Raw genomic sequence first — 16,046 nt, 5'->3', positions numbered from 1 at the left:
TTTCGCTTAATGCAAGGCTTTTCATTTCCTCATTCTTTTTCAGCTGTCATTTGTTGGTACTCTTCAAGCACTTGCCAGCCATTCCAAACTGGTTTTGCACCCTCTAAAATTAATTTATGCGGCCCTTCGGATAATGGAGAGCTAATGTCCCCTGGCACTGCAAAAATATCCCTGCCATGATCTAGGGCATGTTCAATTGTACTCAAAGTTCCACTTTTCACGTAGGCTTCTGTGACAACAACGCCCTTAGACAATCCACTGATAATGCGGTTCCTCATCGGAAAATTCCATTTTCTCGGTTCCATATACGGTGGATATTCCGTTATAACCAAATGTTTTTCTTCTATTATATTATTCAATGACGCATTCTCTTTTGGATAAGGGTGAAGAAAGCCGCTGCCGGTCACAGCAATCGTCCGGCCACCAAGATCGATCGTTTTTTGGTGGGCCATCGCATCTGCGCCTCTTGCCAGTCCACTGACTATGATAAAGCCGTTTTCAACGAGTGGCGGCACAATCTTCTGCAACGCTGCCCGTGAGTAGGGGGATGCTTTTCGCGAACCAATGATCGCTATCTTTTTCGGTTCAGCCAATAAAGTAAGGTCTCCCTTAGCATAGAGCACAGCAGGTGGATCGATCAATTCAAACAGGTTTTGAGGATACAGGGGATGTTGATAAGATACGGGGATTATCTTATACTTTTCGTAGGTTTCAATCAAGGGGAATGTCAAAGATTGTCGGTAAGAGGCTTTCAGCTTAGTCGCCTGTTCCAGTTTTATGTTCAATAACAGCATCAGCTCGTATGGAGACATTTGTTCAAGCTTCGTCAAATCCGGATCCTGTGCCAAAAGCGGCAGTAATTTCTGCAAGCTTTTCGGAAATACATAATGCAACGCCAATAAGCGCTTCGTAAATTTTTTGTCCATTTTGTTCCTCCTGTTCTAGTTTGGATGAAAATAAACTGCTTCAGCAAAAGAGCACCTTGTCTCCATACTAATGGGTTTTAGGCTAACCGTAAACCGGAAAATATTTTTATTGCTTGTGGGCTTGCCTTTTGATTTTTAAAATTGGTTTTCCAGCATTCCTCATACACCTACATTGAAAACGAATAGCTATCCATCAGACACAATCTCCCGCTTTTTATGAGCTGATTATAGGAAGGGGTCCATATAGTGCAGATCAAAATCATCATTCATTGCTTAGCGGCAGTCCTCTGGTCTTTCTCTGCTGCTTACCTTGTCTATATTTATTATTTGAATGCGGGGTATTGGAAAAATCCGTTGTATGTCAGCTTGTTTTTATGTTTTATTGTCTTTATAAGTCGGGTGGGCTTCAACAAATTGAATTTATTTATTTTCATTTTCTATATCGGATTCGCCATTTGGTTTACTGCAGATCTGTTTTTAGCTTTAACAGGGACATTTAGGTAGACCGACAAGGGGATGGCATTGCCGCCATCTCTAAATTCCATCCACAAAAATCCGTTTTTCTTCTATATAATAATAGAAATATGCTAGATGAACACTTATCCCTTTTCGATTTGCAGTTTAAAAAGGCTCATCCGGAAAATCATTTGTTGAATTCTTGGAACCATGTTTAACTTTGTCCGTATACATAGATATTCGAACTTCTCCGGAATAAAATGATGGAGGTGCCAGTATGGGTGAAAATAAAGATGTTCAAGAAGAAAAACGAAACAAAGACAACGCCGCCAACATGGGCGTCGGCATTGCACTTGGGGTATCTATTGGATCCGCTATCGGGGTGGCTATGGATAATCTGGCTATTGGCATCGCACTTGGCATAGGGATTGGAATTGCTTTTGGCAGTTCCGGGGCTTTTACAAGCAAAAAGTAATGAATGTACGGAAAATTATCGAAGGTTTCATAAAGTTTCATTGCCTTCAAAAAACGCCCACTGGAAGCTGCGCAAGACTTTTCCGCTTCATCAATATACATACAAAGAAAAAGGCTCAAAACGCTATATAAGCAGCGTTTTGAGCCTTTATTATTAATGGGTTTTACACTTGTCGTAAGTTTTACTAAATCCACCATTATGCGAAATGATTTTTAAATGTCTGAAAATCGAGTTTCTACTATATAATAGGGATTTTTATCGTCCGCAAATATCCGTACTTATGTTTTACTCATGTGCGAGTTTGTGTGCGAGTTTGAATTTAGTCGATCATCCAGACGCCGATTAGTTCATTCATTGGCAGCTGATGAACTCCTGTTGGATCTTCATATACTATTATACGACTATGAGCGTTCAATTGCTTGATAATTCCTATGTGATAGTGAAACTTCTTATCCTTCCATGATTTCATCTTCACCTGGCATTGGCGTTGTGCGGCCAAGACCAATTCTTCCTGTAGCAGCTGCAGGTCGTATTCATCCAAATCTGGCTTCGCATCATGTTTGTCCTCTTCATACCACGCGCGAATCAGTTCAACATGCTCCGTCAACATCATTCCTTGCCACTTGATCGCTCCGCGGTCCTTGATATCCCCTGCCTGTTTAAAGTGTTTATTTACTTTCATAGTGACCACCTCCTAGTTTAAATAAGAACATACGTTCTTATAATACCACTAGATTTAGGTGAACAATCCTATTTCGGCAAATAAAAAAGCCTCGCGTAGATAAGCGAGAACTTAGTTCAATATAAATAGCTTTATGTTGAAGAATTAAAATTTCTGTTTGAGACTTTTGGATTTTGTTTTCAATTTGGAATGCTTCATTAAATAAATCTATTTTTGCGTTAGAAACTATTTACTTTTCCTTTTCTTAAAGACCTAGTAAAAGCAAGACCAAGAACTAAGAATACAACGAAAGCTCCGATGCTTGCCCAAAAAAGCTCTGTAGAGATTTGTTTATCAGCATTTACCCAACTGAAGAAGATATAAAAGATGTGAGCATTCACTCCCGCGAAAATCACAGTTACAATATACGGTAAAAAGATTGTACTAACAAACCCGAGTGCTGCTAAAACGAAAAAAGCCAGCCATGATTGATAGACAATACCGATGATAATTGAGGATCCAAGATAACAAACACCTGACATGAAATTCCAAGTTAAAGGTTCACGTTCTTCCTTATCTCTCGCATTCCGAATACCTCGCTCAACCGCTTTTGTAACATCGTATTTATCCATATCAAATCCCCCCTTAAAATAAATGAATGAAGAGTTTCACTCTGCATGTCAAGTCTATAGTCATTATGTATTGCTACTCAGTATTATGAACTCCACTAATTTTACTATCTAATCAGATAAATTTCTACTAGATTTGAAAAATAAAAAAAGCCTAATGACCGACTCCCGGCAGTCATTAGGCTTTCTTCTGAATTAATACTATTTAGTATCTCACTCTTATTCGATCTTTATTCTACTCTTACTTTAAACGCGGCGCCAATCCTGCAGCTCGCATGGCGATAACGATTGTTTCTTCTCGTGTCGGCGTACCATGTAAATTCGTGCCGTCTGTTACACCGATTTCTTTAGCCTTGTCGATAGTTTCTTTAGCCCATTTCGATGGTTCGTTTGATTTTGCCATTGGTTTTTCCTCCTTTGGTTTTGTAACTGGGTTTGGTTTAGCTGGCGTTACTACTGGTTTCGGCTTCGGATTTCCTAAAGTCGCAATCACTTCGGCCAGTTTTGCAGCAGTTGCGGTGCCGTGAACGCCATCCGGTTTCAGGCCGTACTTAGTTTGGAATGCTACAACGACCGCTTTCGTATCTTTCCCAAAAATACTGTCGACTGTAATCTTATAACCGGCCTTTTTGTAATAGTCCTGCATGGCACGAACGCCAGCGCCTTGATCGTCCAACATCAAATATTCCCGTGCAACAGGCTTGGCGGCTTGGACGGCGCCACCACTGTATGGAAGGCCCGTATAACGGTTCACGGCTTTTGTCAGCTCCATCGCCACTTCTTGATGGAACGATTTCTGCAGCATTAACCCCGCTTCGAATGGATCATCCATAAACCCAAGCTCCACCAAAACTGCTGGCATGTTCGTCCAGCGCGTCACGTAAAGTGGCTGGAAAACTACCCCACGATTGACTTGCGGCGTACCTGCAGCCAACTCCTGCACCATTAGCGAAGCGAGTTTATAAGCGCTGCTGGTCTTGCTCATGCCCTGCTGAATGTGAGCTGAGAAGCCTTTCGCTGTTGAATAGCCAAATGTATGGCCCATGGCATTAAAGTGAATGGAAATAAAGATATCTGCACCAGCAGCGTTCGCTCGCTTAACCCGTGTGGCCAGTGGCGTGTCATAGCTTTCATCTGCAGTGAACATCGTCTTGAAGCCTTGTGCCTGCAATGCAGCTGCTAATGCTTTGGCTGCCGGGATATTAAACTCTTCTTCCTGGATCTTGCGGCCCAGAGATTGAATGTATGGCGTTTCTTTCCCTGGCGTTCCCGGTCCGTGTCCCCAGTCGATGGCGATTAGAACCTTTTGAGCTTTTAGGAATACGGTTTTATTTACTGCCATTATTTACGCCCCGCTTTCTTAGGTTCGTCGTAACCTAAAGCTTGTTTTGAATCAGAAAATCCTTCAGTCACTGGATCAGATACTACACCCAGCAATACAAGGATGCTTAATACGGTGTTAAAAATCCCTGTGGCTTGTTCCGAAAATGCTTCTGTGATTCCGTATCCAAATGCAGCTGCCACTTGTTGCGCTAAAATCAAAACCAATGAAAAAAGAGCCACTAAGAATGGCCCATGTTGAAATCGTACTTTCCAGTTGATGTTCAATGTAATTCCTCCTTTTATTTATATACAGCATCTAAAAAGTGAATAATTACTGGTGAAACAGCTACTAACCCGCCGCCACTTAACATGCCGATAAAAGCGATCGATATCTTTTCGCTCTTACTTAATTTGCGTAAGGTTACTTTTTCCTTGCTCTCCATCATCTTCTCTTGGCTCTCCAGGACCTTGCCATCCGTGGCAAAATAATGGTTTACAAATTGATTCAGAAGATCCCTGGTGTGTTGTCCGTCTTTTAGAACGGTGAGCTCCATGCTGCTCTGTGCATTACGAACAGCGGTTACTTCCGTCTTCACTCCTTGAATCTCTGTTTTCACATCTTTTAGTTCACTTTTGGTCTCATTTTGAATGTTTTCCACTTTCTCTAAACGGGGTAAGATATTTTCATTAATTAAAAGCCCGTGTTCCTCAACTGTTTTAAACATGGATCCATCCCCTCCTGGCATCCCAATCCCCCTTTCTCTCTGTTTTTCTCCAAAATAAAAAACGCCTATTCAGCGCTGATTTCTTCCTCTATGGTCTCTGGTATTTTCTTAACCAATGTCGGGATATTCCCTACAATCTCTACTCGGTAATCAAAAATGTTTGCCGCGACCTCTTCACTTCTTAAAAAGAAATAATGATACTCAATCGCAGGAATAATTTTCTCCCCATACTCGGCATCAACCACATTGCCGGTTTCATTTACGTTTAAATAAATCTGCCAATCTTCCGTCTCCATATTCTCAGCCCTCCAGCCACATTCTACTCACCCGGACCAGTGCCGGATAAGCGCTGTTTGATGTTTTTAAGCGAATATAAAAACTTCCCTCACCACCTTGAGGAACGCCTAAATCGACGGTGAAAGTATGCGAGGTCTCTCTATTGTCACTTTGTGTTGAATAACTCGCGAGCACCTCAATATTCCCGAGAGCATAAGATCCTTTTTCAATCGAGACAGTTGCAGTTCCGCCGGCAGTGGCGACTAAATTTACCCGTACCTTTAAATAGCGCGCCTTGTGTTCATACGTGTAGAAATCGCAATCCTGCGGAGACTCCATAGCAGTTCTCAGATAATAGCCTTCAATCCCAACAGACCCGCTTTTAAATGCCGGTGTAGCTGATTGGATATTAACGTCATATACGCTCATGCCGTTATTGATTATTTTGTATCCATCGGGCCGTTCCACCGTTAGCGCACCTCGTTTGATGTCAACATGGCCACCCGTAATTTTCACGTACTTATTCAAATCGTTCGGATCGATACAATGGAACCCACTACCATCCCAGAAGAATAAACTGTCTCCGATAATGGCGATGTTATTCGTGTGAATGGCTCCGGCAGTCAATAGGGTTGTATTTACACCAAGCCCTGTAATGGCATCAGGGAACGTATTTCCTCCATCACTGGAAACACCCACACCTCGACTGGTGAAACGAGTAAGAAGATTAGGGTCTTCCTTATCGCGGCCTGTGATGCCATTGATGAATTCCAACTCAGTCTGAGCAGACTTAATCGCCTCCGTAGCCAAGCGGACTGCTTCGTCCAAGACGTTGTATTTGATGATGCCATCATCGTTCACGATTCCCTTGAGCGTCTTCTGGACGTTGCTGTACATAGTGCCGGAGAACGTCTTGGTGTAGTTGGCCAATGTCACTTTGCTGCGGATCGGCTTTACTTCCCCTGGCGTATCCCAATCGGGAACAAATTCCTCGTTCACTTCCATCAAGCGAGTCTCAACTTCCAAATCATCCATCGGCTCATAAATGGTGAAGACTCGGTCCCCTTCATTCGGTGACGGATTAGGATAACCGGCAGCTCGTAAATCCACAAAGTCAATGGTGTAAGAAAGCTCTGGCGTGTCCTGCAGCTGCTTCTTAATCTCGGCTAATAAGGTTGCGTTAGTAGTAAATCGTTCATCCTCAAAGTCACCTGCATCCCGTATCCCGTAAAGCTCTGCGTTGGGACTGGTGTATTCAGCAACGGCCATATACTGCTCGTCCCCTACCAGTTCCCGATAGAGCTTGATGATGTTCCCGCTCTTCAGGTAAGCAATCGGCGCCGGAGCTCCTTTTCCTTTCGTATAAGGATTCTTCGTATCAGCCCCCACAAATGTGGCCACCACGTTATGCAGTTTATGCTCAAGACCACGAATGACCGGCATCACCTTGTCTTCGCGTGATAGATCTTTATAGGTCGAAACCTTAACGGCTTGAGAGCCATCAATAGAAAACTCCCATACGCCCCCAAGCTTGGTCAATATGGCATCAAAATCAAATCCAGTACCTGTGAAGGAAAATCTGAAAATGGCGCCTTCCTTATTTGTTGCCAGGACATTTAATCCGGGTTCTGTGAAGTATGTTCCAGCGCGGCTGCCATAAGGAATACTGACGCCGCTGATGACGTCGGTTTCTTCTTTCTTCTTCCCGTATCCTTTAATATAGGTGGATAGATTGGACGTATCAACATCCCGACTGAATGTTTTGATGTTATGGCCATAACGGAACTGGAAGTCTGTATCCACGCCGATTTTCTTCTTGAATCGAACTTGTTTCCCGACAATCTCCATTTCTGCTTGGAAGCGATCTAGAAGCGTCTGCAGCAAAGCCAGTCGATTGTTGCCACCGAAGTTTTCGAACTCCTTAGCATTAAAGGTGTCGATGATTGCGAAGGTATAGCCTGAGTCTTCAAAGACAAACTGACAGGCAGCTGCAAACGTCATGGATCCGTTATGAACTTTCCGCTGCCGGTTGTCCATCATGTCCGGAAAGAATTTATGGATAGCGTCTACCTGCTTCATGAACGTATTGCCTATGCTACGTCCGCCATACTTTTTGATGACGTATTCCTCGTCTTTGAAGGTGATGATTGATTCTTCCTCTATCAACGGATAAGCATGAACGTTATTTTCTGTTGGGAATGCAGAAAGCGTAAGCATCTTCTCTCCATTGACTTTCTTACTCCGGTTAAGCGCTTTAAAGTCGGTTAATAATTCTTCCTGTCCTGCTAGATTCCGGACTGACAGCATGTTTTCACCTCTTTTTCTGCATAGAAAAAAGAGCGCCCGATTGGACACTCTTTGGTTTGGTTATTTAGCTTTTGTTACCGGACAGTATGGTCCTTAGCACTCTTAGTTAAAATTATTTTTTTGTTGTTAGCTGCAAGCCCTAAACAGGCAAAAGCCACGATCATCGCTATTTTAAACATTTGATTTTCTGCCATCGATAACCCTAAGAACGTTATCAATGTTATTAACGGCAGATATTTATATTCATAATCAGAATTTAATACGAAACGTATACAATAATACAAAGCCGCAATAAAGAAAGAAATGAATAAAATAGAGGGAATCCAACCATAGACTCCAATGATATAGATGAAAGTATTGTGAGCACCTAAGCCTATTTGCCTTTCAAAGTATTGTTCACCGTGACCAAATGGATTGGCATCTCTAATTGTTTCTATCCACACCCTAGTTCTTCCATCTAACAAATCTCCACTTTTTCGTTCGAACTTGCTGAAAATAACAGCTTGAACATAAAGGTTTACTGGTATTACTTTGTTTATCAAGAAATAAAAAACAGCTACGAAAGGTAAGCTGAGAACCAACTTGTAAGTCATTTTTAGAACTCTTCTATGTTTTATAGAAAACAAAAACATAACTGCCAACCCTGCGAAAGTAGATATTATCGCAGTTGTGAAACTCGTTCTGCTTGCAGAGATAACAATTAATGAAAAACTAGATACCGCCAAAGCGAAAAAGATGAGTATATTTAACTTAGAAGGTTTTTCTTTATAGAATACAACTCTATCAATTTTCGATAGCAAAGCACCTAGCAAAACAGAAAAAACAGTAGCAGTAACCATTCCGAAAGAATTGGGGTTATCGAAAATCCCTCTGTATGGAAACATCACCATTCCACCTGTCAATAAAGGTATTAAAACTAATGGAACATGCGCGATTACAAGTGTAAGCACAATCATCTTACCGAGAGTCCCCTTAAAATAGGTTTGAAGCAATACAGTTGTTGATAAAAACAAGCAGAAGAAGATGACTGATTGAACTAATAATCCGATTTCGGAATTAAAAAAAGCAGACATCATGGCGGTAAAAGAGAATAAACCAGCTAGTATCAGCAATGATTTATTGAACTCCACCTTTTTCACCTTAAAAAGCAGAAGGGCGGTTATTATTAACAGATATGTTGCATAGGCGCCATAAGCTCCTACAGCAACATTTTCTCCGACCATTCGATAAGAACTAAAGAAAAACAAAACCAGCAACAACGAAACAAATACTATTTTCAAAAATGTTCACAGCCTTCTTATAGAGATATACGTGTAATTATATATATCTATAATGTATTAGGCAATGTTTTCCTGAGTTTTGGAACTTATGTCATATAAGTGAAAACCCAATTCCGAGCAGTCACGGTTTTTTCAGTACTGGTGATGTTTAGTACGCGGATTGTCGCTTGGTCGTTTGCCATAATCAACGCATCGCTCAGCAGTCCTGGATCCAATCCCCAGGATGGACTAACGTTTATTTGCGTATTCGTGGCTGTAATCCCAGCAAGAGGTACAGTGATATCTGCGGTTGAATTAGGCGGCACGGTAATTGCCGGAACCGCAAGCCTTGCCTTCTTTGTTGGATTGAAACCGGCGATGTTTCGCGAATTAATCGTCACGAAAAACTCACTCCAGGTATTGTTGGAGCCATTCAGATGCCGGGTATATGTGTCTGGATTCGTCAATGGCCAATACTCCTGTCGGTTATACAGGGAATTGGATTCGTGCATCTTATACGTCACCAAATAACCACCGACCCCGGAAGGAAAACCGTTCGCGGAAGCATGAGCATTGGTGACTCGCATGAAGGTGATGCTTCCTTTCTCATACGAGTCAATCGGATCCGCCAAAGTTTTGCTGTTGAACTGGATTTCAGTTATTTTCAATCCGCTTTCACTGTTCAAAACTTTGTTGTCCTTGTTGATGATAAAATAATTGTTTGTTTCAACATCTCCAGCGAAATATCTATTTCCGTGAATTTTGTAACCGTCTCTGGCAGTTAAAACAGGCACATTAATAGATTTAATATAATCAATCAATTGGCCTAAAATTACATCCTCTTCAAGACTGTGCGCGTTTACGTGAGTCATGAACACCAACCATCCGTTATTAGCAACAGCGTAATCTACGCAAGCCTTATAATAAGCTAATGTATTTTTTTCGCTGTTTCCATTAATGGTTGGGTTAAACTCAGCAGAAAAGCCGAACGCAATTCGTTTAATCGCCATTGAATCCATTAAATCCGTATCGTTAATCCCCACCCCCGCGAAGGCGTAGGAATAGTATTTCTTAGTCACTTCCCGAATATCGTAACTATGACCTCCCTGTGGATATACAAATCCATCAACATCGAATCCTTTTGCGATTAACACATCCTTACAACCGTTGCCAATTTCATATTCAAGTCGAGAATAGTCATTCATGAATTCCTGTAGTCCGTTATTCCCTGTAGGGTGAGTGAAAGTATGACCCATTATCTCGCATCCTAATAAATCCACCAATTCGTGCATTTGTTCCGGTGTAAGATGGTGAGCATCATTAAGTCGCCCTGTGATCGCCGCAATTGAAAAAGGCACGCCTCTACTCATGAAGATTTCTTTTAACCTAGTATAAACTCCCGTTCTTGAGTCATCATCAAGAAACGTCACAACAGGTATTTTCTTTTCGGAGGCAACGGTGAAGTTATTCCGCAAACGTTCTTTGCTTTTGTAAATTTCTTTCCCTGTGTTTTCCACCTGTACGGTAAGCCGAGTATCCAAAGCGTTCACTGGGCCAGCATCAACTTGCTGAATTTTCTTCCACGTGTATCCGTCATATCGATAAACAGCGCCGTCTGAGGTGGTTTGTGCTGCCCATCCAATTTGCGGTTGCGGATATGCAGTAGCAAGATTGGAGAATGCTCCCACTGGTTCTTTCCAAATTAGTTTGGAAGCGTCTACCACTTGCTCATAAGCAATATTTGCTGCCTCGCTAGCTACGGTATCAATCCGTTTATTTGCTGCAGTTAATCCCGAATGTGCTTGCTCTGCTGAAATCTTTGCTAATTCAGCAAGTGCGCGAGCAGGGCCAATTCTATTGACTTCCTCTTCTATCAAATCCCAGTTCTTGTTCAAATTATCTCGATCGGTCTTGGTTAAGGCACTAGGCGTTCGATTAAGTTGCATGTTTCTCACCACCATCCTTATACATAATAAAATCTAAAATCAAAGAAAATACGCTCCACCGCAACGCCTTTGACTTCAATGTCATTGGCGCCCGGTGCGAGCGTAATTAGTTTTTTATTGGTTCTTCGCAGTTCTGACAGTCCGTCCAAGAGAGGTCGGACGCCATTCAGTGATAACGTGTTTGAAGCATTCAATGCGCCATTGAAGCAAAAGGTTTCACCAGTCGTGTGATTGATGATTTCCACAAATGAAGCAGCTACTCCCTTCAGCGATATGATCAACGGCATGAACCGCGGATTCACCGTTTCAGTTCCAGGATTGTGAATGATAAACCGGCTCGCTGATTTCTCATAGCCAAATTCATCGGGCGATAAGCCCATTCCCCATTGCCACTTGTCGACATCCCATGTTAAAGCGTCGCCTGTAGTCCCGAATGACTCGGCCATACCGGATTCGCAATGCAATGGAACATCAATCTTGAAGACTGTAGGGCTGACACGTACCGGCGTAAATCCTTCAACCATTCGCACCTTCCACCACTTCCCTGGCTGTTTGGTTTCCCCGACATACATTGCCTTAGAGAACAGCGCATATAGCTCGTCACGGACCAGCAGTGCACTCTCATAGTCATAGGCCTTCACTCGGAACGGCGCTCGTAGCTGCCGCGGCTCCAAGTCTCTGCCCAATAGAATGTCTCCTGGTCGTCCAGGAGTGGAATCCCGCTCCTCTCGATAAGAAGGAGAAGGAATGACCAATCCCGAACCGGTCAGACCGTATTTCGAAACATCTATTTTATTGCCAGCTGCATCAAATAGGCTGATTAGATTCATTATTCTCTCCCCTTAAATATGTCGTCAATTTCCGATTGTCGAACGAAACGAGAATCCACATGGTCAAATATGATATCTGTCAAATGTTGCCCATCCAGATACACCGGAGACGGTTTAACCTCTACGTTCAAGGTAAGGCCAGAGCCAGCAGCTACTGGTGATCCATTCGTACCTGGCACCTTGTTGACGATGCTCGATACTGCAGAACCTGTGTAGTCGATTTGGTTTTGACCTTGATTGAAAATAGCATCCATATCAAATCCGAAGTGTTGGCCAACCTTTCTCCACAAGTCAATACCTCTATCGCGGTTTGTGACAAGTGGGATCACGGCTTCCATTCCTTCTTCCGCAAGCCAAGCGAGTTGCTTCGCTTTTATGATGCCGCCTTTTGCATATCCTCTTTTCACTTCGTAATGAACATGAGCTCCCGAACCTACACCGGTGTTTCCAACCAAACCGACTGTCTGACCTTTACGTACAGGCTGACCGACTTTCATGATGTTGCGGCTATTGTGCTGGTACCGGTGAATCTTGCCGGAAGAGTCTCGCACTTCGACAAAGTTACCGCTTAACGGATGCCATCCTGTTCTGTGCCCCACGCCATCCGTTACGGAAGGAATCGGCGTTCCAATCGGCGCGGCCCAGTCCCAGCCTTTGTGATTCGACGAAGCACCTGGGATACCCGTGTTACGCGGCCCAGGTCCACTAGTGAAACGGAATGGAGGACCGAATCCGCCTCCGTTGCCGCCAGTTAAAGAAATACCGCTCTGGCTTGCACCAAAGTCATTGAGCTTTCCTTTTAAGAAATCAATCCCGGCTTCTTTAACTTTGCCCCAACCACCGCGGGCAATGTTTCCGATGAAGCTGCCGCCTTCAGGCTCTTTAATGCCCATGGCACTAAGCGCTAAGTCGAGCAGCTTGCCTGGCTTCTTGACGTAATCAAAAATATCAACCGCCCAGTCTTTCGCTGTACCGCCAACTTTCTTAGCACCCGAAACCACTTTACTCCCTACGCTTTTAGCTGGTTCTAACACGTTTTCGCCAAGCCAATCTTTAGCCTTACGCACTTTGTCACCCAAAGCATAATGAGGAATTGCTTCTAAGATCTTGCGAGTTTCGGTTGCAGACCAAACTTCCGTACCTTTATCTCCGTGCATCAGCGTGGGTTTAGAAGGAGAAAGCATCTGTCGGCCATCTGGCATTCTAATTAGTTCGGGACCAGCATTGGTGCCTGTTCCGTCTCCAACGACCATAGGGCCTCCTGGATGCTTGCCATTGCCTTTCGTTCCTTTGGCATACTGAGGAACTTCCCATTTTGGAATATCCTTGTCTACACCGATTTTGCCTAGCACCCAGTTTATGCCGCCGATAACGCCATTAACACCTTTTCCTAGAGTCGTAGCCAGTTTATTGATGACTTTGGTGACTCCAGAAGTCACTTTCGATGCCATCGAACCGATTCCGTCACCGATTCGGCCAGGTAAAGATTTGGCCAAGTCAACAATATTGGTGAATCGCGACTTGATTCCGTTATAAATATCCCGGAATGTATTTGATGTGCTGTTTCGTAAAGCCGACCAGGTATCGCGCACTTTTGAAAGAATTCCTGATACGCTTGAAGAAATAAAATTTCTTATAGTGGTAAAAATTCCAGATAAAAATGTCCAGATTCCTCGGAAAATATTTGTTGTTGTCGTAGCTATTGCACGCCATCCTGTTGTTATAAAACGAACATAAAAATTAATGTAGGCTTGGATTCCCGTTCGAATAATGACAAATAATCCATTCAAGAAATTCCAAATTCCACGAAAAATTGTAGTCGTTGTATTTCGGATAATTGACCAGCCCGAAGTAAAAATGACCTTGATCCCATTTATGAATCCCGTCGTTATTGAGCGGATGGAATTCCAGGTATTCACTAAAAATCCAGACAGATTCGAAAAAACTTCACGTGTTAGACGGAGTATACTTTGCCAGGCTGTCGAAATTGTAGTTAAAGCAGCCGTTGTGTTTCCCTTGAAGAGCGAAATTATCCCCTGCCATAAACTCACAAAGAATCCGCGGAAAGAAAGAATGAATAATTTTGCTCCACCAAGTATTTTCCCGAAGAACGTCAACTGCACGAAATTCCATAAGAACGTAACCGCTCCAAGGAACATCCGCTTGAGCCCTTCCCACATTTTCGAGAAGTCTCCAGTAAAAAGGCCAGAAAAAATCTTTACGGCGCCCATTATAATATCTAGCGCTCCAGATATAACACCTTCTATATTTTTCCAAATTGAGCGGATTATGGCCAGCACCGCAGGCATGATAAATTGAATGACATTAAAAATTCCTAGAAAAATTACGCCTATAATTTTCCCTAAATTCATTACCGCCTGAACAATTTGAGCACCATCCGATTTAAAGAAATCAACTATTTTCCCGATCGTTTCCCCTAAAAATCCAAGTACTGTTGATAGCGCAGATTTAACGGGTGGCCAAATTAAAATCAGTGCTGCAGTAATAACCTCACGAATAACTTGACCACGAGATTCCACAACTTTCGCTATCGCTCCGAATACATCCAAAGCCGTATTTTTCACCGAAACCAGTTTGAGCGCGATGTCATCAGCTGTCTGAATAAACCCATCGGTAAACCCTAAACCGTCCAGGATGCTTCGGCCTTTGGCTCCGTCGCCTTGGAGCAGCTCTTTGAACCCACCGATTGTTTCTTTTAATCTTCCTCTGACTGCAGAGAAATTGGCAGCGAATGCGTCAATCTTTGCAATCGCATCATCTGAGAGCCCTAAACTGGCAAGGAAGTCCCTCCCGGCTTGCCCATCATCCTTGAATAACCCTCCAATGCCTGCGAGGAAGTCACTCAGTTTGTGTCTGAATTCGGCAATCTTTGCAGCATAGCCATCGAGCATCATGATGGTCTCTTCCGAGAAGCCCATGCCTTTCAGAATGTCGCGGCCGGCTTGTCCATCGTCGGTCATTAACCCTTTAATCGCGCCGGCAATCCCTTTGACGCCATCAATAAATGGTGCAAGTGCATCTTTTGCCTTCTTGATGGATCCGGAGACATAATCGAATGCTTTTCCAATACCGTTTCCGATGGCTTCCGTGTTCAATGCTTGAACAGCTGTTGTGACGCCTTTTATTCCAGCGACTGCTACTTTCAGGACTGGCGCACCGATTTCCCCTTTAAAGTCTGTCCAGGCTTGTGTCATGTTCCCGACGACGTTTTCCCAGCCATCTGATTCCCGCGAAGCTTGACCAAGTGCGCCCGTTAATTTGTTGGCGTCCTCGACCATTTGAAGTAGCGTTAACTGCTTCTGTGCTTCGCTTAAATCTTTGAACTTCTTCCCATACAGATCCATAGCTGCGCTATTTCGTGTCGTTTCAGTAGCGGAAAGCCCTAGAGCAGCATCGTTTTCGTAGTTCCCTTTAAGAAATGACTGCAAAGATTCCGTCGTATCTTCTAAACTTCTGTCATAGAAGGCAGCAGAATCGGCTACAGCACGCATGGAGCGGTCAGCCAAATCCAAAGAGTCAGCCGTGTCCATGCCGCCAGTTTTAGCGAATGCTGCGATTTTCGTGAAGCTGTCTTTCATACGATTTTCTAAGATGGTTGCTTCCCCGCCGATTGCACTAAGACGTTTGGCTGCTTCGCCTTCCATATCTCCAAAGACCGTTGAAAATTGCGCTCTCGATGCCTCCGCTGCTCCGGCAGTTGCCGCTAATTCCGTTCCAAATTCAACTACCTTATCAACCGCAAAAGCAGCGACCAAAACACCACCGATTTTCTTCGCAGTATCAGCCATCTTGCCGAAAGATCCTTCTGCATTACTGGTCTCGCGTTCAGCAGTGTTTCCAAAATCGCGCATATCCCGCGACGCATCGTCTAATCCATCGCCCACATCATCCGTACTCCGGTGCAGATCATCCATATTCCGTTCGGCATCGGACAAGTCACCATTCAACTCATCCAAGTTATTGCGACCGCCCAAGTTGTTCAAATCGGAGTTTAAACGCCCTGCAGCATCGCGAACATTGTTGAATCCGCCGGAAGCGTTTCGGGCATCCCGTTCAATGCGGGAGAAGGGATCCAACGTATTGAACATGCGGGCTAGATTTCTACCGCCGTTTTCAGCTTCCCGGAAGAAATCACCAAGCGACCTACGGGCTCGGCTCGTATCCGCTGTGATTTCGATATTGCTTCTTCCTACAGTTGCCATTTGGTTCCTC

Annotated in this window: 14 protein-coding genes; 2 read left to right on the top strand and 12 right to left on the bottom strand. The window is 43.6% G+C overall.

Going from position 1 to position 16,046, the window contains the following annotated elements; all coding sequences use genetic code 11:
• Positions 1-29 precede the first annotated feature (29 nt).
• Positions 30-926 carry a DNA-processing protein DprA gene (gene dprA / locus H9630_RS03675; protein ID WP_191714116.1) on the bottom strand — a complete coding sequence of 299 codons (897 nt, stop codon included), beginning with the start codon at positions 924-926 and terminating at the stop codon, positions 30-32.
• A gap of 246 nt (positions 927-1,172) precedes the next feature.
• On the opposite strand from dprA, the gene H9630_RS03670 reads away from it, so the two are divergent.
• Together H9630_RS03670 and H9630_RS03665 are read left to right on the top strand one after the other, a co-directional pair.
• On the top strand, positions 1,173-1,430 hold the full coding sequence (locus H9630_RS03670) for a hypothetical protein (RefSeq protein ID WP_191714115.1): 258 nt from the start codon (positions 1,173-1,175) through the stop codon (positions 1,428-1,430).
• Positions 1,431-1,659: 229 nt separating this feature from the next.
• Positions 1,660-1,857, top strand: coding sequence for a glycine zipper family protein (locus H9630_RS03665; protein WP_191714114.1), 198 nt, complete (start codon positions 1,660-1,662; stop codon positions 1,855-1,857).
• 319 nt (positions 1,858-2,176) lie between these two features.
• Here the strand turns inward: H9630_RS03665 and H9630_RS03660 are convergent, their stop codons facing one another.
• The 11 genes from H9630_RS03660 to H9630_RS03610 all read right to left on the bottom strand — a co-directional run bounded on the left by H9630_RS03660 (position 2,177) and on the right by H9630_RS03610 (position 16,036).
• Complete coding sequence (locus H9630_RS03660; RefSeq protein WP_191714113.1) at positions 2,177-2,539, bottom strand: YolD-like family protein; 363 nt, start codon at positions 2,537-2,539, stop codon at positions 2,177-2,179.
• A gap of 218 nt (positions 2,540-2,757) precedes the next feature.
• Positions 2,758-3,150 carry a hypothetical protein gene (locus H9630_RS03655; protein ID WP_191714112.1) on the bottom strand — a complete coding sequence of 131 codons (393 nt, stop codon included), beginning with the start codon at positions 3,148-3,150 and terminating at the stop codon, positions 2,758-2,760.
• Positions 3,151-3,388: 238 nt separating this feature from the next.
• Positions 3,389-4,489, bottom strand: a complete 1,101-nt coding sequence (locus H9630_RS03650) for an N-acetylmuramoyl-L-alanine amidase (RefSeq protein WP_191714111.1) — start codon at positions 4,487-4,489, stop codon at positions 3,389-3,391.
• Positions 4,489-4,755, bottom strand: a complete 267-nt coding sequence (locus H9630_RS03645) for a phage holin (RefSeq protein ID WP_191714110.1) — start codon at positions 4,753-4,755, stop codon at positions 4,489-4,491. The genes H9630_RS03650 and H9630_RS03645 overlap by 1 nt, the downstream gene beginning before the upstream one ends.
• Before the next feature lie 14 nt (positions 4,756-4,769).
• Complete coding sequence (locus H9630_RS03640; RefSeq protein ID WP_191714109.1) at positions 4,770-5,195, bottom strand: hypothetical protein; 426 nt, start codon at positions 5,193-5,195, stop codon at positions 4,770-4,772.
• Between the two features lie 65 nt (positions 5,196-5,260).
• Entirely contained in the window at positions 5,261-5,491 is a 231-nt protein-coding gene (locus tag H9630_RS03635) for a hypothetical protein (RefSeq protein ID WP_191714108.1), read from the bottom strand.
• 4 nt (positions 5,492-5,495) lie between these two features.
• Entirely contained in the window at positions 5,496-7,778 is a 2,283-nt protein-coding gene (locus tag H9630_RS03630; RefSeq protein ID WP_191714107.1) for a prophage endopeptidase tail family protein, read from the bottom strand.
• 74 nt (positions 7,779-7,852) lie between these two features.
• Entirely contained in the window at positions 7,853-9,058 is a 1,206-nt protein-coding gene (locus tag H9630_RS03625) for an O-antigen ligase family protein (protein ID WP_191714106.1), read from the bottom strand.
• A gap of 86 nt (positions 9,059-9,144) precedes the next feature.
• Positions 9,145-10,983, bottom strand: a complete 1,839-nt coding sequence (locus H9630_RS03620) for a hypothetical protein (RefSeq protein ID WP_191714105.1) — start codon at positions 10,981-10,983, stop codon at positions 9,145-9,147.
• A gap of 17 nt (positions 10,984-11,000) precedes the next feature.
• Entirely contained in the window at positions 11,001-11,813 is an 813-nt protein-coding gene (locus tag H9630_RS03615) for a phage tail family protein (protein ID WP_191714104.1), read from the bottom strand.
• Complete coding sequence (locus H9630_RS03610; protein WP_191714103.1) at positions 11,813-16,036, bottom strand: peptidoglycan DD-metalloendopeptidase family protein; 4,224 nt, start codon at positions 16,034-16,036, stop codon at positions 11,813-11,815. Before H9630_RS03610 ends, H9630_RS03615 begins: the two co-directional genes overlap by 1 nt.
• Positions 16,037-16,046 lie beyond the last annotated feature (10 nt).

Origin of the sequence: Planococcus wigleyi (assembly GCF_014836985.1) — a bacterium.
Taxonomy (GTDB): domain Bacteria; phylum Bacillota; class Bacilli; order Bacillales_A; family Planococcaceae; genus Planococcus; species Planococcus notacanthi.
The sequence above is the reverse complement of the archived record's forward strand: the minus strand, read 5'-3'. Positions and strand labels throughout refer to the sequence as shown.